This is a genomic window from Shewanella surugensis, from assembly GCF_023284005.1.
GTDB lineage: Bacteria > Pseudomonadota > Gammaproteobacteria > Enterobacterales > Shewanellaceae > Shewanella > Shewanella surugensis.
Map to the genome: position 1 here is coordinate 1 of NZ_JAKIKS010000010.1, position 22,244 is coordinate 22,244.

Genomic DNA, 22,244 nt, shown 5'->3' on the forward strand with positions numbered 1-22,244 from the left:
ATTCGCTCGTTTAAGCATTCTCGCAGATGATTTCCCTTTAGAAACAAGGTCGTATAAGGTGTCTTTTTCTTCTTTTTTCAGTTCGATTAAGTATTTGATGTTCATGGTATTATCTGGATAATGATTAACTACCATAATTGATCACAGATAACTCCAAATGTCGAACTATGAACAACAAAAGTTTTCATTTACTGATAAGCAAGGTCAGTATTTAGCGTTTATTTATCAATATACCAAGCTCAATGGTATCCCACCTGCACATACGGATCTGCAGAAATACTTTGAGGTCACTCCGCCCAGTGTTAATCAAATGATTAATACTCTGGAAAAAAAAGGGCTCATTAGTAAGAAACCCCGTAAAGCTAGAAGTCTTTCATTGTTATTTCCGAGCGAACAGTTACCCGTTTTGAAGTGAATCCAATCGATCATTTTCACTGTGTTTAAGTACTAGTATGGGAGTGTCAGATCTTACCGCTTGTGAAGCAAGAAATAGATTAGCGGATATTTATAAAAACTCGGAGCCGGATAGTCATCGAGCAGCGTTAATCGAGCAGGCCGTAATTGCTCTATATGAGCAAAGTGATAAACAGGGAAAATTACCTTATGATGTTTTGACGTTTGCATTACATGCCAGTTTAAGAGTCGGTGATCGTGATACTGTAGAGAGAATTATTGATTTATTAATGCCATTAGATCCACTTTTAGTCGGGGAGCAGATTACAGCGGGTCAATCAATTGATTTGATAGATTTAAATGAGGACGAAGATAACCTTATTGAAAACCATAACTCTCGAAATATGGGTAATGCAGCAGCTTTTGAAGATGAACTGCAAGATGAACTTGGGTTTAAGATCCCAGAAATGAAGCTTGAGCCGCAGAAAAAGCCATCACCACAAGTAACAGAGCGAGTTGAAGTTGAGTCTCAGTTGGAAGAAGAGGTTCTCTTTGTAAAACCTAAACCTTTTATGTCTCAAACTGAATTCCCTTTAGTTTCACCTATGGTTAGTCAAATAAGCCCTAGAAGGGAGTTTTCATCAATAGTAGAGCAGCCTTTGAGTGGTGGAATTGGAGGTGGGAAGTTAGGCGAGGTCTCTGAACTTGCACAGGTTTCAAAGCAGCTTTTAGTACAAACATTATCGACTCAAAGCACAATTGGCTCTGAAATGCATTTAAGTACGCCACAAAATGGTAGTCGTTCAGTATCTCTATGAGCGTGGAGCCTTTGAATGGAGGAATAGGAGGAGTCAGATTAGAGTCCTTAGAAGAACCTGCACAGGTTTCAAAGCGACCTTTAGTACAAACACCGTTGACTCAAGTGAACTTGGGATCTGAATCATTTGTGAGCAGTGGTTCATCCGCTTTAGTGCATGTGCCCAGTTTGGAGGCTAAACAAAGCCATAAACAAGCCAGATTATTACATGCTGATTTTTTAAACTCAGTGCTTAAAGATAATCATAAGTCAGAAGGTTGGTTCTCTAAGATGATGGGCCGATGGGATAGAAAATATTCAGTTAGTCGCTTTGAGCCCACGCCTAATGAGCCTAAAAAAGTAGTGAAAAGTATTACTTTACCAGGTTTTAGCTCTGATCCCTTACAAGCAAAATTAGCAAAGTAAGCTATTGTTAGTCCCAATGTTCCTCTATTAGTTAATCCTATGCAAGTTAATGTAAATGAACAGATAAGAGGTGTGAGTACGGTGACAAAAGCAACGTCATCCGAGGCGGTGGACTCTAAAGGTGGCAAAGATAAGAAAGTATTAAGCAACAGCAACGAACGTGATATTGATTATAGTGCTATCCCACCAGGCACTGCTTTACGTCATATTTTTTCGACTTGGATTGACTGGTTCGCTGGAAGAAAAGAAGCTTAAGACTATCGATGTTTCTTATACTGAAAGTATGCTAAACCTTGGATATTGACGATATTAGAATTGGTATCATGTGTTGATTATTTAGGCAGTTAGCAAGAGTGCTAACTGCCTTTTTACTTCTATTTTGCATGAAAGTATTTTTTAGAATGTATTGAGTATGGCTTTGAGTTTATTTTTTGGTATGGCTACACTGGGCCAATAGCTTTTCAAAAAAATCGCTGCCTTTTTTACGGGCGAAGGCAATATTGCGCTCGGGGATAGACTCGGGATCGGTATAGTCAGCTAAGGCTTTTTCCATGCTGGCCTCGCGAATAATATGCAATGTAGGGTAAGGCGAGCGATTGGTGAAATTAGCGGGATCGGTTTGCGGCTCATTATCGAAGCAATAATCCGGATGGAAACTGGCGAGTTGATATTTGCTCTCATACTCATGGGTTATGAGGGCATCATTCGCTAACTCAACTAAATCCAGATAAGTGTAAAAACCTTCAAAACCTCTAGGTAAAATAAGTAAGCTGGTTTCAATAGCAGGCTGGTTATCTAATATCAGGCATTCATTGATGACCTGCTTTAATACAGCTTTTATTTTTGTTTGTTCAATGACCACGTAGCGTATGCTTTTCTTTTCGACTTCTTTACGGGCAAAAGGACAGATGTTGTATTTCATGATGACATCTTTGACCCACTTTTCGGTGTGGCTGATAAAAATGAGGTGATCTGGATTGTTTGATGCTTGCTGCATGAGACCCTTTACTTCTTATCATTAACGTTTCTTATTCATTATTATACCCAAGCGATTTAATGTTAGATACGTTTGCTTTTAACCTTGATTAAAGGCATTCATTACTGGAGGGAGGAGTGCTTTTTTAATAAACAATGTTTGTCATTAATACATCATTTATTATTTTTATCACTGGCTCATGTGAGTGAATATTTGTCCTCACTTTCCTGCATTACTTTACGATCTTCATTTTAACACATTGTTTTTATTGATGTTAATTGTATCTGTGTCGATTTGTGAACGGTGTTTTTTTAATATTTGTGATGTTAATGCTTTTGGGGGGCGGACTTTATCTCAGGTTAATACCTGATGACATTATTTCGGGGAAAGATTGAGAATAGCGCATAGTCTGAGTTAGTGGAGCTTCGCATGAGTGTAGTACAAATCATTTTGTTTAAAGAAGCAGGTAAACTTCATAGTAATGGAGTCGTGACATCAATTGCAGCGAACCAGCTGGTTGTGACAAGTGAACAAGCAACGGCAGTAGGTGGATATAAGAAGCTCAATATGTTTTGTTACCCTGGTGAAATTCACGAATTGTACTACGAAGTGATGGATTTATTAATAGAAGATCCTAACAACACGCCATTTTATATGGCTGCTTCGAAATCATTGCCCGTGTTTGACAATCTGATTAGCGTGATTGAACAATTGCATAGTGTGAGTCGTAAGTTGCTCATTAAATTCATTTTTACTTATTGTCTTGGTTTGGATAATAGTTATTTCTCTAAACTGCTCAGCCATTACTCAACTCATAACGATAGCTTACTTAACTATATTGAAGAAAATTTTACTCAGCCTTGGTCTGTCGCACAATTTGCGGATGATTTAGGGATAGAAGTTCGTAAGTTGAATTTACTTTTTTATAAAAATTACGGTGTATCGGCGAAGAAATGGTTATTAGAGCGTCGTCTTGTTTTTGCGCGTCAACAATTGGTGACAACACAAAAAAAAGTGGCTGATATTGCTTATGAAGCAGGCTTTAGTAGTCATTCTCATTTCTCTGGTTCATTCAAGAAGCGTTTTCAGTGCAGTCCAACACAACTTAATGCCGATATTACTTAAAAAAGGAACTCATCATGGATTTAAGCGCCATTGTTAGTCAAATATCTCAGCAATCAGCGAGCGCCGCAGCGGATTTAGAATCTGTTATGGCCACAACAGATGCTAATGATCCAGATGCAATGCTACAAATGCAGTTTTCAATGCAACAGTATTCCAATTTAGTGGGCTATGAAAGCGCCATTATTAAAACCATTAAGGATATGATCCAAGGAATTATTGCCAAGATATGAATAGTGAGGATAAAAGTCTATTAGTCGAAGCGGCAATTGCGGCATCCAATCATGGTTTGCGAAAAGAAGCATATTCACTGTTAGAAATTTTTCCTCAATTAATTGAAGATGTTGAAGATAGGTGTATATGTGAAAGTTTGATTTATTTTGCCTTGAATGACCTTTTAGAAGCGTCGGATGCGCTGAAAGATTGTCAAAGTGATAAGGCGAAAGCATTGCAGTTTCTGTATTCAAAAAGTCAATTTGAACATCAAGATACCGTCAAATTTAATCAACTGGTAGAAGGAGATCATGATGGATTTAGCAATGATATCTAAAACAACACAATTGGCGACTCAGCAGCTGTATGATCCTGCAGAAAAAGTTGTTGATGTGAAACTGCAAGATCAATTTTCACAACTCATGAATGTGGGTAATGCCGATCTTGAAGGTGCTGTTCGTGCCACAGAAAATAAACCCGTTAGCAATGGTGTTGATGTGGTACAAGCCACTTTAGAGATGATTACCCCTGAAGCGATGCACGAAGGCCAAAGACTGATCGCTAAGGCGATGATTGAAGTCGATTTGGTGGCTAAAGTTGCCGGCTCCGTATCTCAAGGGATCAATAAATTGGTGACAATGGGATGAAGTATATTAAGCTTTCTTTTTTATTGGTTTTATTGTTTATTTCCGGTTGCAAAATGGATTTATACCGAGGATTACCTCAAGATGAAGCGAATCAAATGTTAGCTTTATTGATGTTAAATAACATCGATGCCGATGCTGAAGTGGAGCAAAAAACGGGGACGATTACCTTAAGTATCGATAAAGACAAATTCATTAATGCTGTTGAGTTATTAAGACAGAATGGTTTTCCTAAAGATCATTATACCAGTATTGAGGATTTGTTTCCGTCAGGTCAATTGGTGACCTCTCCGGCACAAGAAAAAGCCAAGATGAATTATTTTAAAGAGCAGCAATTAGAGCGGACATTGTCTAGCATGAAAGGGGTGATCAGCGCTCGGGTGTCTATTGCGGATACAGTCGTAGAAAATAATAGCTTAGAGCCTATTGTAAAGTCAGCCTCGGCTTATATTAAATATTCCCCCGAAGCCAATTTGAATAATGTTGAAAGTCAGATCAAAAGCTTAATTAAAAACTCTGTCCCCCAACTTGAATTTGCCAATATTAGTTTATTGTTACAGGCCGCTGACTACCAGTATAAGCCACAAGAAGTTGTGCCAGAAGCTGATCATTCATCACAAGATTTTGTATCCGAATATCGGTTCGCTATTTTAGGTGTATTAGGGTTCTTTTTATTATTAGTGTTTGGGCGTATGTGGCAAGTTCGCCGCTCATAACAGGGAGAAGGTATGTTGCCTGAAGACAAGTTACTTAATCAACTGATGTGGCAACCCTGTACGAGAATGCACCCTTCTTGGTGGAAGCAACTTGACTTAGAAAGATGGCAGGATCTTTTTTATAGCAGTCGATTAATGAGCCGAAGAGTTAATTTATTAACGATTTCTCGATTGCCTGCTTTTGATCGAGGGATGCATTTAAAGTTGACTGAGCAAGATAAAAAGCTATTAACGTTTGGTGAGAGATTGCCCGTACTGTTAACTGGCGTGGGGTTGGTTTTATTAAACAGCCCTGACTATATCACGATGAGAATGTATCGCGATGCTCTTTTTGAGGTGTTTACTTCTGAGCAAATTCAACAAATGTTGTCTTTGTGGCCTGAAGGTGGAGATGTCGGCATTTGTACGGCGGAGAACTTAATGAGGGCAGCGCAACAACTTGCTATTCGTGAATTAAATAACCGCTGGCAAGATTCTCAAGTATGGCAAGCATTAGTGCCAACTTTACCTTGTATTCAAGAAGGGGTACTTGCTGATGTGAAAGCCCCTATTCAAGATGCTGAGCGTTGGTTATTTAGATTGGAGCGTTTTATATGAATGAGTTTGCAATAAAAGCACAAGGCTGTGATCTTCTTTATGATGAGCAAAAAGTCATTACTCAGGCTGATATTAACCGCGTTGTTATTGCAAGTAATTTTGAGCAAAATGCAAAAGATAGAGTGGCTAGGCTTATTGTTAAAGCCAAAATGAAAATAGAGGATGCTGAGCTTGCTGCTCAAGCCATTATTGAGGAAGCGAGGCAAGAGGCTGAACGCTTAACTCAGCAATGGAAAGATGAAGCTAAACAAGACGCTATTTCTGAAGCACTCAATTGGCATCATGAGCAGTATGAATTAGAGTCCGTTATCGTTGAACAATTGAAAGGGCGTATACGACAACAAATCAGTGCGGTTATTTCACACTGGGGGGCTGACCAACCCCCTAGCGAGTTATTAATTCATCGATTATCGGCTTTAGTGGCGAAAGAAACAGATAAAATGGCATTAACATTAACGGTGTCATCGAGTGAGTTTGAAGCTATAGGTAACACTTTTTCAGAACAGTTAACCATTGAGGTTGATGAAACGATGCAATCGTGGGAGGCAAAACTGAGTTCAAGCAATTTATCAATACGCCTCAATCTAAAAGAACATTTGGATTTGTTATTAGCCACATTTCATCAAACAGAACAAGAAACAGCTGAAGATCTTTTAATGCTTGAGCATGGATAAGTCATTGTATAGTACTTGGATGCCAGTTGTAGAGTGTAAGGTATAAATCATGATAAGAGTTGACGTTGCTAATCAAGCTGAGTTACTGCCCACACAGGAAAGTTCATCTAACCGTAGTGTTCAGTTTATGCCCGCTTCTAGTTCCAGTGCCATGGCGGCAGCTGAACTTGCTCAAACTCGCTCGGAAGCGATTGAAGAAACGATGGAAGGTATGAGCTTGAAGCTCGGGAGTGAAGTTAAAAAACTATTGGGAGGCAAGGAAAGTAAGAGTCCTTTACTCGATGGTTTAGAAAAGTTATTACAACAACTGGGTGATAAGCAAGCGACTTCTGTGAACAAGTTGGTGGAGACATTCGCGAAAATTGGTGATGCGGATAAGATTTTAAGTCAACTGCGTACTTCAGGCATGTCTAGTGGTGATATTATGTTGCTGCTCATGGCATTACAAGTATCGGGAAGGTTGGCAAGTTCACAGATAAAGAAATTACGTAAAGCGCTAGAAGAAATGTTATCAGCTGAAGGAGCTGAATTAGCCATTTTGGCTGCCATTGAAGGGTTAGGACTTGATGAAGCTGGTCTCGAAGGCATGCGTAAACTATACCAGCATGCTTCTAGAGGTGAAGGTGGCTTAGCGAAGTGGTTTGAGTTATTGCAACAATCGCCTGATCGTCGTAAACGGATTAAGGTATTGCTCCGTGCACTTTCCGAACCGCTAAATGAAAGAAGTAGTCACCGAGATATGGTCAAAGTGGTTGCTGCGGTGGATGATTTACGGCGTTTGGCTGTTTTTATGAGTCTTGAAGATCACTGTAATATGTTAGGCAGGGCAACGAGGCTCAGTGGTGAAGCGGTGATGAAGGTTTCTTTATTATTAATTGAACAGTCTTGGGTTTATCCTGAATGGATAGAGGAGCAAATTCGTCAACTTCCCTTAATGCCGGCTAAACGATTGGGTTTTTTACGACGGTGGCGGGAGTTAGTCGTGTTGATGCCAATGGCGTGTTTTCGAGATGATGATCAAAAAGAACTGATTGAAGAGGCCATGATGAGTCTACTTGATGATTGGGGCGATCTGGAGTAATTAACCCGTAATATTTTTGAGTAATTTCTTATTGATCAGTCTATTATTTGGCTGGACAACACAATGCCCGGCTTTTTAATCGTGTTGTCCAATACCTAAATACCCCCAAAACGAAAGAGTCTTCTTTATTGATACTTCTAATGCTGAGGCTGCTGATTCATGAGATTAGGAAGGTGAGGACGTTTTAAGGCGCGCTACTTTAATACCGCTATTTCTCCCCTATCTGTGTTGAATTTTATTGTATGCATTTTTCATCAACAATACCCTGTTAGTCACCTCATCGTTGATGCCTGTTATATCATGTTAGCATTACTCTTGACTTGTTTATATCCATTTGATATTTAAATAAAACTTTAGATATAGCAAAAGTATTCTCAATGAGGTTGGGTTTATACTCAAACTACTGAAGGTGCATGTTTTCAGAGCTCGTAAAATGCTTAATTCAAGGCGCATGATTGCAGGAGTGCTTATGGACTTTTAAGAAGATACAACGTAGAAGTGGCTGCTTTTACTGACTCCCAACGGGCTGACTCTTATCAACAAAGAGGAAACACTTTTATACTGTGTTATTGAGTATCAATTTAGAATAACTAAGCTATCAGCTCAAGAAGACCGCCATAGTCGTTCACTCACATTCATATGATCACGACATTTGTTTATCTGACCTATATGGATATAGGAAATGTCTTATTGTTGTCATCAGGAACAACGAAGACCTAGGCACTCAGATGATGGGAGTGTCATTAATGCAGGAGCAATTAAAGATCTTGCCTAAAAGTGTTTTCATTCCAGCTGCATCCTGCATTTTTAGTTGGCTTGGGTATAGATCGAATACCACCTTTTGCTAAATGTATGTTTTTTAAATAAAGAGTAGAATGCATTTAATATTGATTAAGCTTAATACCTTGATGTTAAAGACGTTGTAGGAAAGGGAGTGATATGGCTAGCAGTGACACTGTGCTTTGTCATGGTACTCAGGATCTCTGCTTCTAGGTGGATTAGCGAATGTAAAGTCTATCTTTGCTGATAGTCGGTGATTAAAGAAAGTGCTGACTTACCGAGAAAGAGACATGAGTGTATGGAAATAGTGAGTTAATGTATGTTATCAAAATATTCTGCATTATTGACCTTTTGCAAGAAGCCGATGATATCCTCGGCTTGCAGGAATGTGTTAAGTGTCAATATGAGGATTACGTGCTTTTATTAAGGAACGAAATAATATTTCATTCGCTACCGTTTTTTTAAAGTGTGTCATTAGAATGGGTGTTAGCAATCGTTATATTGTGGCTTACTATCTATAATTTATGTTTTTTGATTTTAAATATAAAACATATTATTAAAGGTGAGTATTAGTATTGTTTATTAACTATTTATTAAAACTGAAATCAAAATAAAAATTAATTTCTATCAAATGTTAGTCTACATCCCATAATATTTTTATTATTTTATGGCATTAAGTCATCACCTGTTTAATAAAACTTAAATGAAATATTGTTAGACATAAGTCTATGTCTTGTTTGCTTAAATTGTTAATTTTACATGTTTTATCGTTTATCAGGTGTATACCTTATTTTTATTTTCATATTTAACCTTGATGATGATAAATTAAGAATACTAATAATAAGTTGGAGTTATACTTTGGAAACTAACCATCGTTTGTTGAAGCAGTTGGGTGATTATTTAGGTTTGCCATTAGCGTTTAATAATGACGATCAATGTCTAATGGTTTTTGATGGAAAACTGATGGTATCAATACGAAATAGAAATAATGTATGGGAGTTTCAATGCATGCTCTCAGAAATGTCGTTAGATACGCCTGTGGAATATTATCAATCCTATTTAATGCTTAACTTCGAACTGGCAAATAAAATGTTAGGGTCAATTTGTTATGAGTCTAACTCAAGGGCGTTAATGTATGTTGTACCTTTGGCTATGCCAGCGTCTTATGAATCGTTATTAACTTTTTTAGAGGAGGTGCTTGACCAATACGAAGCGCTATACCAAAAGATTAAAATGCAAGGCTCCCCCTTACAAAGGAAGCAAAATACACCTCACTTTACGTTAGCTTAAATATATAGGAGATGAATAATGCCACCTGAAGTCGCATTACTTCGTACTGTCCCAGTTCAATCATCGAAGGTCGAAGAGTCCTCCATAACCAGTGTGAGTGATTTTAAAGGTCGTTCTGTCACGGTTGTTGGCACTTTGGATGAGTTACGAGCACTACAAAAAGCCTCACCTGAAAGTAAATTAAACCCAATTGATACCAAGGCGTTTCTACAAGCGTTAACTAGCCAAACTGCGTCAAATGAAGAGAATGTTGGACTTCAGTCGACATCATTGAAAGATCGTTTGGTGTCCACGACGTCGCAAGTCATGCTTGATACGGTAAAAGCCGTTAAATTTGTTGCAAATACATTGAGTGAATCGATTGATTTAGATGCAGCTAAGCACCCAGCAACATTGGCATCAAAGCAATTAAATAGCAGTCATACTCAGTTAAAAGAAGCGCTTGGCGAGGAGATGCCGAAACCGTTAACACAGCCTGATACGCTAGGTAACTGGAAGCTGGCTCTTTATAAAGAGCCTGAAGAAGTTCAAGCTGTGCAAGTGAAGGTGACTGATTACAATACAAAGCTTAAGGAGCTTGAAGCATTAAAAGCATCAATTAAATCGGCAAAAATTGAAGGCCTAGACGATAGTGCACTGCAAATACTGGTCGGCAAGTTTAACAGCAAAATTGATGAATTAAAGCAAGCAAACACTGCGATTAGTGAGGAGATTAAAGAGCAATTTGATGTGCTTGATATGCATGATACGCTAACGAATTTGCTTGAAGCTACGAAAGATCAATCAAGTGCACATACGAAACTAGAAGCCTCAGTGAATACGTTTGTTCAAGCGAGTCGAACTGATCATATTACTCAGACACGAATAGGCCTATCAAGCTTTAAACGTAATCTACCTGAGACGTTAACCGCAGAGCTCAATAATGAACAACTTGCTTATGCTTTTGATATTTTTAACGGACTTGATACGGTAGAGAATAAACGCGCGACCGTTAAAGAGCGGCTTGAAGATGCGATAGCTTCTCGTGCCCATAAACCAGATATTGGCATGCTATCAAAGATGGCGGCGCATTTTTTAAAAACAGAATTTACGCCGGAAGATGAACTGACCCCATTGTTAGGAGAAAGAAAACCACTAGATGAGAGAACGCCACAAAACGATCTGCCTTTTCAGCTTGCAGAGCAATTAATTGATGTTAGAGTCAATGAAAATGCTGAAAAATTTATTGACCAAGTGTTACAAAAGTCTCTTTCAAAAGCGCAAGACTTGAATGTAGAGTTAGCTGAAAATTTAACGCTAGGCGATCAAGACACACGCTTACTTCAGGCTGGGGCCAGTTATGTTGAGTCTTATAGTGCGCGCCTACTTGATAGTGATGGAAAGTTAGATGAAGTTAGAGCGTTAGAGCAAAATCAAAGGAAACTGTCTTTACAGTTTTTGACTGGCACAATACCACTGGATGAGCAACAAGGCATGGGTGGAATGCCTCTAATGGGGCAATTTTATCAGCAGAATGTTGATGTTAATGAATTAGGGCTTCCAGCTGGATTGAGCGATGACTTAAGTGAATTCGTTGAGTCAGAAGTCAGCTTAGCGCAAGACTTGATTCAAGCAGAAAGTGACCTAGCACTTGCCAAGTCAGATCAAAGAAATATTCAACTAAAAGAGAGTTTAGAGTCTCTTATAAAGGGTAAAGAGCCAAGTATACTTGGAGAGGTGATTAGGAAGAGCCCAGAAGCATATCATGGCATGTTGAAAGGCCAAGTGGATGGATTAGTCAAAAAGGAACTTGCATTAACGGCATTGTGCAATAAATTAGACGTGCAGATGCAAGATAATTTAGCTGCGCTGTTTAATAAAGAGTTGCAAGAAGTCAGACATGAACTGACTCAAAGCCGGTTAATGCTGAATGTGATTAATGAAACCCGTTTAAGCATCGATGTCAAAGATGTTGGAAGCAATAATGTTGAGCGTTTAAGAGGCTTAAATACCGAGCTTTCGGCAGTACAACTAACCACAAGACAAGAAAAAGCCCGTATTAATTTAGCGCTTTACCATACTCAGCTGCCTAAATTAAGAGAGAGTAATGCCAAGTTACTTGAATTTACGCCTAAACTAAGTGAGCATGTTCAGCTTAGAGCTGAGTTAGCAGCAGAATATAAGGTTAGATTAGGTCAAGAGAGGTTTGATAATACCTTTGATGCAAATTTTAATCTTAAACCTGTGGTTGATGGGCAAAACAGATTACCGCAAACACAAATTAACGCGATACAAAAACAAAACGGTTTGATTAATGGCTTGCAAGAGCAAGTGAAAGCATCTGATATTTTGTATACTCGCGATCTCTTAGAGCTTAAGCGTATTCACGCTGAGATTGAGAAATCAGGTGGCTTTCCCGATCAAGGTGGATATTTAGACTCAAAAGCATGGCTAAGTTGGAGTAAACAAACAATAGCGGGTAGTTGGTCTAGTGAGCATCATCCTAGCTTTCAAGAGCTTATTCTAGAACGTCAACTCGCCAAACACGGTAAATCAAGTGTGACAGAAGCTGTGACAGCGTTAGTCATGTCTTATAGTCAAACAACGAAAGCTCCTTTACCCGGACAGACTCAAGATTCGACTGCTATCTCATCAAAGGTTAAAGCCTTGCACGCGTGGACTCAAGCACATCCTGTCGAGTCAATGGAGCTGGCTAAGAATTTGAGCCATGCTTATAATATTATTACAGCGCCTGGAGGAAGTTTTGGTCAAGATCTTACCGGTATTGCGACGACGGTTTGGTCGAGCGCATCGTTACAAAATCAAGTAGAAGAGTTACTTGTTGGAAATCGTGAGGTACTTCCTAACACTGATCAATTAACCATGCCGCTTGAAATGATTGGTTTATTATATTTATCAAGTTTGGCACCTACTGCGGTAGGGGCGGTGAAAGGCGTGTCTGGTGCAGGGGCTTTGGCAACGTTTATGGGAACATTGACCGGGCCATTGGGCTTCGGTATGGTCGCCACTGGCATGATTAAAGGCCTTTCAGGTGCGATGCAAACTAAGGTTGAATCAGAATTAGTCAGTAAGTTCAGTGCAAATCGTAAACAAGAGGTCATGTTTAGTAGCTTGAATGCGGCTTTTAAGACTCAAAACCTGACAATGCTTGAACGTGCACAGATTGCAAAAGATTATGTCGCTTCTCGTGATGCAATGCAAGCTGTTGGGAATCTGCAGGTTGATATTAAAGAAGTAGGTGTCGTTGGCACGGTTCAACGTCAATTGACTAATATGCAAAATTGGTGGAGTCATGCAACGCCTTCTGCAAAAGTGTTTGCTGCATCAACAATGGCTGTGACAGGCTTAATGGCGGGTGGCGCAGTGGCTGCTGCGGTGGTATTAACCATCGGTACCGGAGGTATCGCGCCTATTGTAGCCTTAGCACTTGGTTTAATTGTATCTTCAAGCGGCCTGTACACAGGATCACGTATTGTTGATTGGGCCGGACAGTTTGGCATCATGGGACTGGCTGATACTGCCGAGAAAGTGAAAAAAGAGCTGACTGAGAAGCGAATAGATGAAGCTTTAGGTAAGTTGGATATTGATAATGCGGTGGCGACTATAGATGGCTTTAGTTTAGCTCAATTTAAACAAAAGCATGCTGCAGCATTTGCGAAGTTAGAGGAAACGGAGCAGGTTCATGCTCTGAAAGCAGAGCTTAAGGCTGTATTTGTAGAAAAACAAAGGAAGTTGGAGCAAGCTAAAAGGGATCAAGATGCACTCTTAGTGGCTAGAACTCAAGAAGAGCTTCAGCAAATGGGTATTGAAGCAAAGGAAAAAGAAATACGGACATTATTATCGAGTGTTGATGATATTATTTCAGAAAATCAACAGGTAGAGCTAAATCAAATGCCAGTGTAACGGCGTAAAGTGTAACTCTATTGAAAGACAAATCAGCTGTTTGAATTGTCGTTCAATGATATGACCAGGGATGGTCGTCTTACTTCTGTTGTATCTGGTCAGTATCCTCCTTTCAACGTGTGATGTTTAATCTGCTATTACTCATTTTACTCATTTAATTTATTGAGTCAGGTCTTTACCTGATAGTTCATTTTTTGCATTTCGGACATGATCTCTCTGTCACTATTGGGGAGAAAGTAATGGATTTGAAAGTAAGGCGTAATCTAGAGCAGTTTTTTCAATTACTGGGGGAAAAGCCTGCCGAGTTGGATGACAAAATAGAATGCCATTTTCCACCTTATGGCATATTGCTTGAAACTCAAGAGGGGCGTTTGTTGATGACCTCTTGGCTATTAGATCACAAAACTACCGATGTTTTACCTCTCCTTTCTCGTTGCCATCCTGAGGTTTTTTTAGGGTTACCTCAACGGCTTTATATTGTCAAAAATAGTTTGATGATTGGCAGCTTAATGCCCAGTAATAGTGAAGGAATGGACTGGTATCGATTATGTAAAGCCCAGCGAAAATTTTTATCGAATGTCTTAAAGGGTGGACTCGTATGAAGACCTTGACTCGCTGGTTGCAAATTGCGGCAGGTCGCCAAGATATCATATTAGGCGCGATGTTAATGGTTGCCGTTTTTATGATGATCTTACCTTTGCCGACCTTGCTCATCGATGTCTTGATTGCCTTTAATTTAGCGTTATCGATCATGTTATTGATGATTGCGATTTATATTAAAGATCCTCTGGAATTTTCTGTTTTCCCTTCGCTATTGCTTATTACGACCTTGTTTAGACTCGCGCTGACCATCAGTACCAGTCGACTCATTCTACTGCAAGCCGATGCGGGTCACATAGTTTATGCTTTTGGTAATTTTGTGGTGGGCGGTAACCTTGCCGTGGGGATCATCATTTTTGCCATTATCACCATTGTTCAATTTATTGTTATTACTAAGGGCTCTGAGCGGGTAGCGGAAGTGGGCGCTCGCTTCTCTCTTGATGCGATGCCCGGTAAACAAATGAGTATTGACGGTGATATGCGCGCCGGTGTGATTGACGCAAAAGAGGCGAAACGACAGCGTGGATTAGTGCAAAAAGAAAGTCAGTTATACGGTGCCATGGATGGGGCGATGAAATTTGTAAAAGGTGATGCCATTGCGGGCGTTATCGTTATTTTAGCCAATATTATTGGGGGTATTTCCATTGGTGTCATGCAACAAGATATGTCTGCCAGTGATGCATTAAACTTGTATGCGATTTTATCAGTGGGTGATGGGCTCATTGCACAAATTCCCGCTCTGCTTATTTCGATTACTGCGGGGCTAATTGTGACGCGGGTACCGGGTGAGCTAAGACAGAATTTAGCCTCTGATTTGGTTCATCAAATGGGGCGTCAACCTGCATCATTGATGCTTGCCAGTGGGGTGATGTTTGTTTTTGCTTTAATCCCTGGTTTTCCTTTTCTGGTTTTTGGCACTATTGGTGGTTTGATTGGCTTTGGTGGTTGGTATGCCGCTAAAAAACACAAGAAGGACTCGGCTTCGGGTGAGAATATGAGTCATGGAGGAGAGGTTAATGCTGAGGGCGAAGTGAATATGGACAATATGAGCCCCAGTGCAGTGCCGTTAATGTTGACGTTAGGGAGGAATGTTGACAGCGAGGGTGTCAAAGATGAGTTGCAACGATTGCGCTGGCAGCTGTTTGAGCGATTAGGACTGCCTTTACCTGATATTCAATTTCAGCGAATAAAAGGTGGGCAAGCCGATGAATGTCAGGTGTTGCTTTATCAAGAACCTGTGTTACAAATCACATTGAACCCAGAAGAAGTCTTATTAAATGAAACGGTGGCAAGCTTACCGGCGAGAAAGGAAATGTTATCTTTTAGTGGCGAAACATTGCATTGGATCCAAGGCAATGTTGTCGAGCAGGCGCAAGCGGGCCAAATGAATTTATGTGAAGGGGCACAGATCCCCTGCTTTTTAGTGGGAAAAGTCGTCGAGCGTTATGCGAATGAACTGATTGGGGTGCAAGAAACCCGTTATTTGATGGACGCCATGGAAGAGCGCTATGGCGAGTTAGTGAAAGAATTACAACGCCTGTTATCGGTGAGTAAAATAGCAGAATGTTTGCAGCGTTTGGTTGAAGAAGGTATTTCTATTCGAGATTTACGGACCATTTTTGAAACCTTGGTCACTTGGGTTCCCAAAGAGAAAGATATTGTCATGTTAACCGAATATGTGCGTATTGCGCTGCGTCGACATATTCGGCGGCGCTTTACTGGTCCTCAAGGTTGGATCTCGGTCATTATGATAGGGGAAGGCATTGAAAATACGATCCGTGAAGGGATCAGACAGTCCACTGCTGGCAGTTATTCGGCCTTAGATGCAAGTCAAACTCAGCTTATTTTGCATACGATTAAAGCTAAGCTTAATGACAATGTGATGTGTGTGTTATTAACCTCCTTAGATGTTCGACGTTATTTACGTAAAATCGTTGAGCGTGACTTGTTTACTTATCATGTATTGTCGTTTCAAGAGTTAGGTGATGATGCCGAAATAAAGGTGATTGCCCATGTTGATTTTGTCGGAGATGAACTCGATGCAATTGCCTGATAAAGATAAGTTATTAAAAGAAATAACGAAAGATTTATTTGCTGATTTATCCACTGTTCCCTCCGTTCGGTATTTTGGTAAGGTCAAAGAAATTGGTGCGACATTAATTCGTGCGTCTTTACCGGGGGCCCACCAAGGGGAGCTTTGTCTGATTGGTGGCAGACTCAGCGCTGAGGTCGTGGCATTAATGGGTGATGAGGCAATGTTGTCTCCCTTTGATAGGACGGATAAATTACGTACTGGCGAAGATATTGAGTTATTAGGCCATGGTCACAGAGTTGCTGTGGGAGAGTGGCTTTTAGGGCGCGTTCTTGATGGACTCGGTGCGCCTCTAGATGGTCAACCTATGCCTGTGTCTGAGTATCGAGATAATCACAGTGATGCACCGGACCCCTTAAGTCGGCAGTTGATTAAGCATGTGCTGCCTATGGGGATCCGAGCATTAGACAGTGCGTTGACCTGTGGTATGGGGCAACGTTTAGGTATTTTTGCTGCGGCAGGTGGGGGGAAGAGTACCTTACTGGGAATGATAGCCTCGCATTGTGAAGCCGATGTGGTGGTTTTAGCGTTGGTGGGAGAGCGGGGACGTGAAGTGCGCGAGTTTATGGAATATAACTTACCGGCTGAGACGCGTAAGCGGACTGTGATGGTGGTGGCGACATCAGATAGGCCGCCATTAGAGCGAATGAAGGCCTCGTTAACGGCCACCACCATTGCGGAGTATTTTAGAGATCAAGGTAAAAATGTCTTGTTAATGGTTGACTCGTTGACGCGTTTTGCGCGTGCAGGACGTGAGATAGGCTTGGCGGCAGGAGAGCCAGCAGTAGCGAGTGGTTTTCCGCCGAGCGTATTTGTGAACTTATCCCGCTTATTAGAAAGGGCCGGTCCGGCTAAAACGGGTAATATTACGGGTATTTATACGGTACTTGTTGAGGGAGACAACATGAATGAACCCGTGGCAGATGAGGTGCGGTCCATTCTTGATGGCCACATTGTTTTATCTCGTAAGTTAGCCGGAGCGGGGCATTATCCTGCCATTGATATCAATGCCAGCGTCAGCCGAGTCATGGATCAAATTGTGTCTAAAGAACAGCGGAAACAAGCGGGTAAAATGCGTCACTTATTATCTTTGTATGAGGAAGTGCAATTGTTGCTCAGAGTCGGCGAGTATCAAGAAGGTAATGATGCTGAAACGGATGAAGCGGTGGCAAAAATTAAAGACATTAGAGCTTTTTTACAACAAGACGTTGATGAGCATAGTCCTTTTGAAGAGACTATTGGGCTATTAGCGGATGTGGTGAGTTAATGATTTTTTCCGGTAATGTCGAATGTCAGCATTAGTTATCGATGAAGCTGACAGGCAATTATTAGCGCGTTTAGTGACTATTCGTAAGCAAAAAGAAAGAAAATCAAGACGAAAGCTCGTTGAATTGGAAGCGGTATGTGCTGATATTAGACAAGATATTGCCAATGTGACTGAGGAGCGTAAAGCGGTGTTGATGGCTATTCGTCAGCAAAGTTTGCCTGAAGACAGTCTGACTCCGAGTGAGTTTGATGATTTTAAACTGGTATTGGCGAGACGTTACCAAAAAGAGCGCGCATTAGCGCAATCTATTCAGGAGCATAAAGAGAAGCTATCTGAGGTGGAGCAAGCCATAGTGCGATTGAATTTTGATATTCAAAAACTCATAAAAGATCAAGAGAAACTGAAGGTGGTAATTGATGAGCAATAATCTGAGTATCGGTTCGTCACATTTCATGAGAGTCATGTCGGTCGAGGAGCGAGGGGAACCCGATCCCGAGTTACGTCATCGTTTTTCTCGTTGTATGTCAGTGTCTAATGACTTAGATAAGCAAACTCGTAATGGCATAGATAAAACGGGCTTGGACATGCTTAATCATGATGGTGGTGTTGTTCGGCGAGGGAGTGCTGAGATCATGCGCCAAGGTGATGCGCTGTGCTATCGACTATTGAATGGTCCGATGATGGGGCTCGTTATTCAAGCAAGCTATCGTCAAGGTCAAGCGGTGATAAAGCTGTTCCCTGCCAATGAAAGGCAAGAGAAAGCGCTCAATAAGGTTGCAATTAAGTTAGATGAGCAATTACAAGCTCGTCCAATTCCTGTGACATTGGAGGTAAAGCATGTCGGCGAATGAATTATTAAACCTGAGTCAGTTAATTGGTACTGGATTACAAGATGAACGTTGTAAAATTGAATTGGCGCGTTCATCGGGTGATGGTTTTTTTTGGCAGCTGACTGGACAACCGCAAGGCGTGGGAGTCTGGTGTCGTCATGCTGATTGGCAGCAAATGGTAGAAACTTACTCTGGATTGCCAGAGCCCAGCAGTTTACCTGATGAATTACTCGCTTGCGTCTCAGCGGTATTATTCGAACCAGCAGGAGAATGGTTGGGAGAATTACTTGAGCCCACTCCCACTGCGATGGTATTAGCGGATGATATTTATCCATTATTTACTTTAGAGGCTTATGAATGTGCCTTTCTTCAAGTACCGGTGGATTTATATCAAGAAATGATCAGTCAGTGGTCTCCTTTTCGAGGGCAAGATCCACTGGTGGAATTGAGCTTAGTGGCGGGATATTTAGAGCAATCAAGTGGTAAGGTTAAACTGGTTCAAGTGAGTGAAGGACAATGGCTTAAAGGTGATGTTAAACCTGAGCAAGGTCAATCTTTGTTGTGGTGGGATCGTCCTTTGGGAGCGGTGTCGCTTGATGATATCGATGTGAATGGGATCGTTATTGAAGAGATGGGTTATAAGTTGGATTTTATTTATCAGCCAGTCATTGCAACGCTGGCGACGATTAGATTATCGCTTGCCCAAATTGGTAGCATGATGGAAGGTGATCGTCTGTCAGGTGAAATCAATATGTTTAGTCAGTTACAGCTTATGCATGACAAGATACCTGTGGCTATCGGCAAGTTATTAAGAGGTAAAGGGGGGCTCTTGGTGCAAATAGAACAATATTGTTGAATGTGTTCTTGCTTTATTGATGTCAGGTTTTCACCTGATAGAGATAGAAACAGAATAACGTCATCATGGCATCCTAGACTAAAGGAGATGCCTGATGGCGATACTCGATCAACCTTTTCAGCTAATACTTTTGTTGTTTGGCTTATCATTATTGCCTTTATTTGCAGTAATGGGCACGTCATTTCTTAAGCTTGCCATCGTATTTGCGATGTTACGAAATGCATTAGGGATCCAGCAAATACCCCCTAATATGGCCATTTATGGCTTAGCGCTGGTATTAACTTTATTTACCATGGCACCCATTGGTATGGCGGTGAATGATAGTATAGAAGTCTCACCTATTACCCTTGATGATCCCGATTTAATGGCAAAGGTGGATACGCAAGTTTTAGTCCCTTATCGAGAATTTCTCCAACGTAATACGAGTGCGAAACAGTCTTATTTCTTCATTAATGTTGGCCAAAAAATTTGGCCGCAAAAATATCATGATATTTTATCAAAAGATTCATTATTGGTAATGATCCCCGCATTCGCGTTAAGTCAGTTAATCGAAGCCTTTAAAATCGGTTTATTACTTTACCTACCTTTTATTGCGATTGATTTAGTGGTATCGAATATCTTATTGGCGATGGGGATGATGATGGTGTCACCCATGACAATTTCTTTGCCCTTTAAATTACTTATTTTTATCTTGATGGGTGGTTGGGAAAAGCTCATTGGCCAATTAATGGTGTCTTTCTCATGAGTAGAGGTTATTCATTAACGTCGTGCCTGAATGGCTTGTTTTTCTACGATCACTAAGGATGCCTTTTTATGAGTGAAGCGATAATTATTAAGCTGACTTCTGAATTACTGTGGATTGTACTGCTATTATCATTGCCCGTTGTTGTGGTCGCCTCGGTGGTCGGTGTGATGGTGAGTCTCATTCAAGCATTGACACAAATTCAAGATCAGACCCTGCAATTTTTGATTAAGCTGGTGGCGGTATGTATCACTTTGGTCGCTTCTTATCATTGGATGGGAAGTGCGTTGCTGAGTTATGCCACCATGACATTTGATCAAATCAGCCACATGCGGGGCAGTTAATGGATAATCCGCTGCTACATTTGCCCGTGGTGGCTTTATGTATGATGCGACCATTAGGCATGATGCTCTTACTGCCTATTTTTAAAGGCGGGGCAATGAGCAGTACCTTAATTCGTAATGCGTTAGTGTTTCTATTTGCCATGCCGGTTATTCCGGTATTGAGTGATATGCAAGATACTTTAATACAAGGGGATATGTGGTTTCTGGTGAAGCTATTTACCAAAGAAATTATTATTGGCTTCTTATTAGGTTTTTGTGCTGCCATTCCTTTTTGGGCTATTGATATGGCAGGATTTGTTATCGATAACATGCGTGGTGCATCGATGGCGACAGTGTTAAACCCTTTGATGAATGTCCAATCTTCTATTTACGGTATTCTTTTCACGCAAGTCCTAACGGTGCTTTTTTTAGTGTCTGGGGGTTTTAATGAACTGCTCAATTCCTTGTATCAATCTTATAACCAGTTACCTCCGGGTTCGGAGTTGTTTTTTTCCACCGATCTGCTCTCATTTATTAATAAGCAATGGAAATTGATGTCAACACTGTGTTTAAGTTTTGCCATGCCTGCGATTGTGATCATGATCTTAGTCGATTTAGCCTTAGGCTTAGTGAATCGCTCTGCGCAGCAATTGAATGTGTTCTTTTTAGCCATGCCGATTAAAAGTGGCTTAGTGCTATTATTACTGCTTTATAGTATCAATTTTTCTCTTTCTCATTATTTACAACAAATTCATAAATTTGAAAAAGAAATAGGTCAGTTGTTTATTTTATTTGGCACTGGGAATTAGGGTTTAGCCATGTCAGAAAAAACAGAGAAACCCACCCCCAAGAAAATTAAAGATGCCCGTCAAGAAGGGCAGGTTATTAAGAGCCAAGAAGTGCTGACGGGCGTTCAAATGGCAGTGATTTTGAGCTATTTTGTTTATAATGGCCGTGAAATGCTACAAGCCATTATTCACATGATCGATGTCATGATAGGCAGCGTGAATTTGCCTTTAGAAGAAGCATCTGGCTTAGTAATTAATGAATTTGTCGATTTGTTCATCCGTTATGTGGGTGGCTTAGGTTTATTGTTGGCCGCAACAACGGTGATCACCACTTTGATTCAAATTGGTCCTTTAATGGCATCGAAAGCTATCATGCCTAGTTTTAAGAAGTTAAATGTACTGCAAAATGCCAAGCAGTTGGTGTCGTTTAAGAGTTTATTTGAGTTTGCTAAAAATTTAACTAAAGTGATTGTGTTAAGTTGTGTTTTTTATTATTTATTGCATCGCTATGTGAATTCTTTTCAGTATTTGCCTTTATGTGGCGAGACGTGTGGTTTGATGGTGACCTTTCAAATGGGCACTTGGTTATGGATGAGCTTTATTGCCTGTTATTTAGTCTTTGCGTTAGCCGATTATGGTTTTCAGCGTTTTACCGTGATGAAGCAATTGAAAATGTCTAAAGAGGATACTAAGCAAGAGCATAAAAATGCAGAAGGTAATGCTGAAATGAAGCATAAACGTAAGGAAGTCGGACGAGAGATTAACAGTGGCGCGGCTGGGAACGTGAGGAGGGCGACGGCGGTGGTGAGAAACCCTACGCATTTTGCGGTGTGTATTTATTATAAAGAAGGGGAAACTCCACTGCCAAAAGTGATAGAGAAAGCGAAAGATCACATGGCGCTGCATATTATTAAAATGGCTGAAAAGGCGGGAGTGCCCATTGTTGAGAATGTGCCTTTAGCCAGAGCGCTATATAAAGAAGTGAAATCGGGTGATGTGATCCCTGAAAGCCTGTTTGAACCGGTTGCGGAGTTACTGCGTCTGGTTATGGACGTTGAATATGATGAAGAGTAATCTTGACTGACATGCTGATAATGCGGTTTCAAGTATGATTAATCATCGAGGCGATGATAGC

General features: G+C 40.6%; 25 protein-coding genes. 24 read left to right on the plus strand and 1 reads right to left on the minus strand.

Going from position 1 to position 22,244, the window contains the following annotated elements; genetic code table 11:
* Positions 1 to 157: 157 nt before the first annotated feature.
* Genes L2764_RS03995 through L2764_RS04010 form a run of 4 tightly spaced genes read left to right on the plus strand, consistent with a single transcriptional unit; the run spans position 158 to position 1,870 of the window.
* On the plus strand, positions 158 to 415 hold the full coding sequence (locus L2764_RS03995; RefSeq protein ID WP_248938954.1) for a LexA family protein: 258 nt from the start codon (positions 158 to 160) through the stop codon (positions 413 to 415).
* Positions 416 to 452: 37 nt separating this feature from the next.
* Entirely contained in the window at positions 453 to 1,211 is a 759-nt protein-coding gene (locus L2764_RS04000) for a hypothetical protein (protein WP_248938955.1), read from the plus strand.
* Between the two features lie 11 nt (positions 1,212 to 1,222).
* On the plus strand, positions 1,223 to 1,615 hold the full coding sequence (locus L2764_RS04005) for a hypothetical protein (RefSeq protein ID WP_248938956.1): 393 nt from the start codon (positions 1,223 to 1,225) through the stop codon (positions 1,613 to 1,615).
* Between the two features lie 39 nt (positions 1,616 to 1,654).
* Positions 1,655 to 1,870, plus strand: coding sequence for a hypothetical protein (locus tag L2764_RS04010; protein ID WP_248938957.1), 216 nt, complete (start codon positions 1,655 to 1,657; stop codon positions 1,868 to 1,870).
* Positions 1,871 to 2,039: 169 nt separating this feature from the next.
* Here the strand turns inward: L2764_RS04010 and L2764_RS04015 are convergent, their stop codons facing one another.
* Positions 2,040 to 2,612 carry a DUF1415 domain-containing protein gene (locus L2764_RS04015; RefSeq protein ID WP_248938958.1) on the minus strand — a complete coding sequence of 191 codons (573 nt, stop codon included), beginning with the start codon at positions 2,610 to 2,612 and terminating at the stop codon, positions 2,040 to 2,042.
* A gap of 408 nt (positions 2,613 to 3,020) precedes the next feature.
* Here L2764_RS04015 and L2764_RS04020 point away from each other — a divergent pair, with 408 nt between their 5' ends.
* The 20 genes from L2764_RS04020 (at position 3,021) to L2764_RS04115 (ending at position 22,183) form a co-directional block, all read left to right on the plus strand.
* Complete coding sequence (locus tag L2764_RS04020; RefSeq protein WP_248938959.1) at positions 3,021 to 3,716, plus strand: helix-turn-helix domain-containing protein; 696 nt, start codon at positions 3,021 to 3,023, stop codon at positions 3,714 to 3,716.
* Between the two features lie 14 nt (positions 3,717 to 3,730).
* Positions 3,731 to 3,946, plus strand: a complete 216-nt coding sequence (sctF, locus tag L2764_RS04025; RefSeq protein ID WP_248938960.1) for a type III secretion system needle filament subunit SctF — start codon at positions 3,731 to 3,733, stop codon at positions 3,944 to 3,946.
* The gene (locus L2764_RS04030; RefSeq protein WP_248938961.1) at positions 3,943 to 4,263 is read left to right on the plus strand and encodes an EscG/YscG/SsaH family type III secretion system needle protein co-chaperone; all 321 of its coding nucleotides are present in this window, start codon (positions 3,943 to 3,945) and stop codon (positions 4,261 to 4,263) included. Before sctF ends, L2764_RS04030 begins: the two co-directional genes overlap by 4 nt.
* Positions 4,253 to 4,573: a type III secretion system inner rod subunit SctI gene (sctI, locus tag L2764_RS04035; protein ID WP_248938962.1), complete on the plus strand. Its 321-nt coding sequence runs from the start codon at positions 4,253 to 4,255 to the stop codon at positions 4,571 to 4,573. Before L2764_RS04030 ends, sctI begins: the two co-directional genes overlap by 11 nt.
* Positions 4,570 to 5,286: a type III secretion system inner membrane ring lipoprotein SctJ gene (gene sctJ, locus L2764_RS04040; RefSeq protein ID WP_248938963.1), complete on the plus strand. Its 717-nt coding sequence runs from the start codon at positions 4,570 to 4,572 to the stop codon at positions 5,284 to 5,286. The genes sctI and sctJ overlap by 4 nt, the downstream gene beginning before the upstream one ends.
* Before the next feature lie 12 nt (positions 5,287 to 5,298).
* Positions 5,299 to 5,883, plus strand: a complete 585-nt coding sequence (locus L2764_RS04045) for a type III secretion system domain-containing protein (protein WP_248938964.1) — start codon at positions 5,299 to 5,301, stop codon at positions 5,881 to 5,883.
* A complete protein-coding gene (locus L2764_RS04050) occupies positions 5,880 to 6,557 on the plus strand; it encodes a hypothetical protein (RefSeq protein ID WP_248938965.1) in 678 nt (225 codons plus the stop codon). Before L2764_RS04045 ends, L2764_RS04050 begins: the two co-directional genes overlap by 4 nt.
* 49 nt (positions 6,558 to 6,606) lie before the next feature.
* On the plus strand, positions 6,607 to 7,638 hold the full coding sequence (locus L2764_RS04055) for a TyeA family type III secretion system gatekeeper subunit (protein WP_248938966.1): 1,032 nt from the start codon (positions 6,607 to 6,609) through the stop codon (positions 7,636 to 7,638).
* A 1,638-nt stretch (positions 7,639 to 9,276) separates the two neighbouring features.
* A complete protein-coding gene (gene sicP / locus L2764_RS04060; RefSeq protein WP_248938967.1) occupies positions 9,277 to 9,708 on the plus strand; it encodes a chaperone SicP in 432 nt (143 codons plus the stop codon).
* A gap of 18 nt (positions 9,709 to 9,726) precedes the next feature.
* Complete coding sequence (locus tag L2764_RS04065; RefSeq protein WP_248938968.1) at positions 9,727 to 13,611, plus strand: hypothetical protein; 3,885 nt, start codon at positions 9,727 to 9,729, stop codon at positions 13,609 to 13,611.
* Positions 13,612 to 13,850: 239 nt separating this feature from the next.
* A complete protein-coding gene (locus L2764_RS04070; protein ID WP_248938969.1) occupies positions 13,851 to 14,213 on the plus strand; it encodes a type III secretion apparatus in 363 nt (120 codons plus the stop codon).
* Positions 14,210 to 16,264, plus strand: a complete 2,055-nt coding sequence (locus L2764_RS04075; RefSeq protein ID WP_248938970.1) for an EscV/YscV/HrcV family type III secretion system export apparatus protein — start codon at positions 14,210 to 14,212, stop codon at positions 16,262 to 16,264. Before L2764_RS04070 ends, L2764_RS04075 begins: the two co-directional genes overlap by 4 nt.
* On the plus strand, positions 16,224 to 17,570 hold the full coding sequence (locus tag L2764_RS04080) for an EscN/YscN/HrcN family type III secretion system ATPase (protein ID WP_283106900.1): 1,347 nt from the start codon (positions 16,224 to 16,226) through the stop codon (positions 17,568 to 17,570). The genes L2764_RS04075 and L2764_RS04080 overlap by 41 nt, the downstream gene beginning before the upstream one ends.
* Positions 17,571 to 17,592: 22 nt before the next feature.
* The gene (locus tag L2764_RS04085; RefSeq protein WP_248938971.1) at positions 17,593 to 17,997 is read left to right on the plus strand and encodes a hypothetical protein; all 405 of its coding nucleotides are present in this window, start codon (positions 17,593 to 17,595) and stop codon (positions 17,995 to 17,997) included.
* Positions 17,987 to 18,421, plus strand: coding sequence for a hypothetical protein (locus L2764_RS04090; RefSeq protein ID WP_248938972.1), 435 nt, complete (start codon positions 17,987 to 17,989; stop codon positions 18,419 to 18,421). The genes L2764_RS04085 and L2764_RS04090 overlap by 11 nt, the downstream gene beginning before the upstream one ends.
* A complete protein-coding gene (locus L2764_RS04095) occupies positions 18,408 to 19,256 on the plus strand; it encodes a type III secretion system protein SepQ (protein ID WP_248938973.1) in 849 nt (282 codons plus the stop codon). Before L2764_RS04090 ends, L2764_RS04095 begins: the two co-directional genes overlap by 14 nt.
* A gap of 94 nt (positions 19,257 to 19,350) precedes the next feature.
* Positions 19,351 to 20,001 carry a type III secretion system export apparatus subunit SctR gene (gene sctR, locus L2764_RS04100; RefSeq protein ID WP_248938974.1) on the plus strand — a complete coding sequence of 217 codons (651 nt, stop codon included), beginning with the start codon at positions 19,351 to 19,353 and terminating at the stop codon, positions 19,999 to 20,001.
* Positions 20,002 to 20,069: 68 nt separating this feature from the next.
* Positions 20,070 to 20,342 carry a type III secretion system export apparatus subunit SctS gene (gene sctS / locus L2764_RS04105; RefSeq protein ID WP_248938975.1) on the plus strand — a complete coding sequence of 91 codons (273 nt, stop codon included), beginning with the start codon at positions 20,070 to 20,072 and terminating at the stop codon, positions 20,340 to 20,342.
* Positions 20,342 to 21,130, plus strand: coding sequence for a type III secretion system export apparatus subunit SctT (gene sctT, locus L2764_RS04110; protein WP_248938976.1), 789 nt, complete (start codon positions 20,342 to 20,344; stop codon positions 21,128 to 21,130). The genes sctS and sctT overlap by 1 nt, the downstream gene beginning before the upstream one ends.
* Before the next feature lie 9 nt (positions 21,131 to 21,139).
* A complete protein-coding gene (locus tag L2764_RS04115; RefSeq protein WP_248938977.1) occupies positions 21,140 to 22,183 on the plus strand; it encodes an EscU/YscU/HrcU family type III secretion system export apparatus switch protein in 1,044 nt (347 codons plus the stop codon).
* Positions 22,184 to 22,244 lie beyond the last annotated feature (61 nt).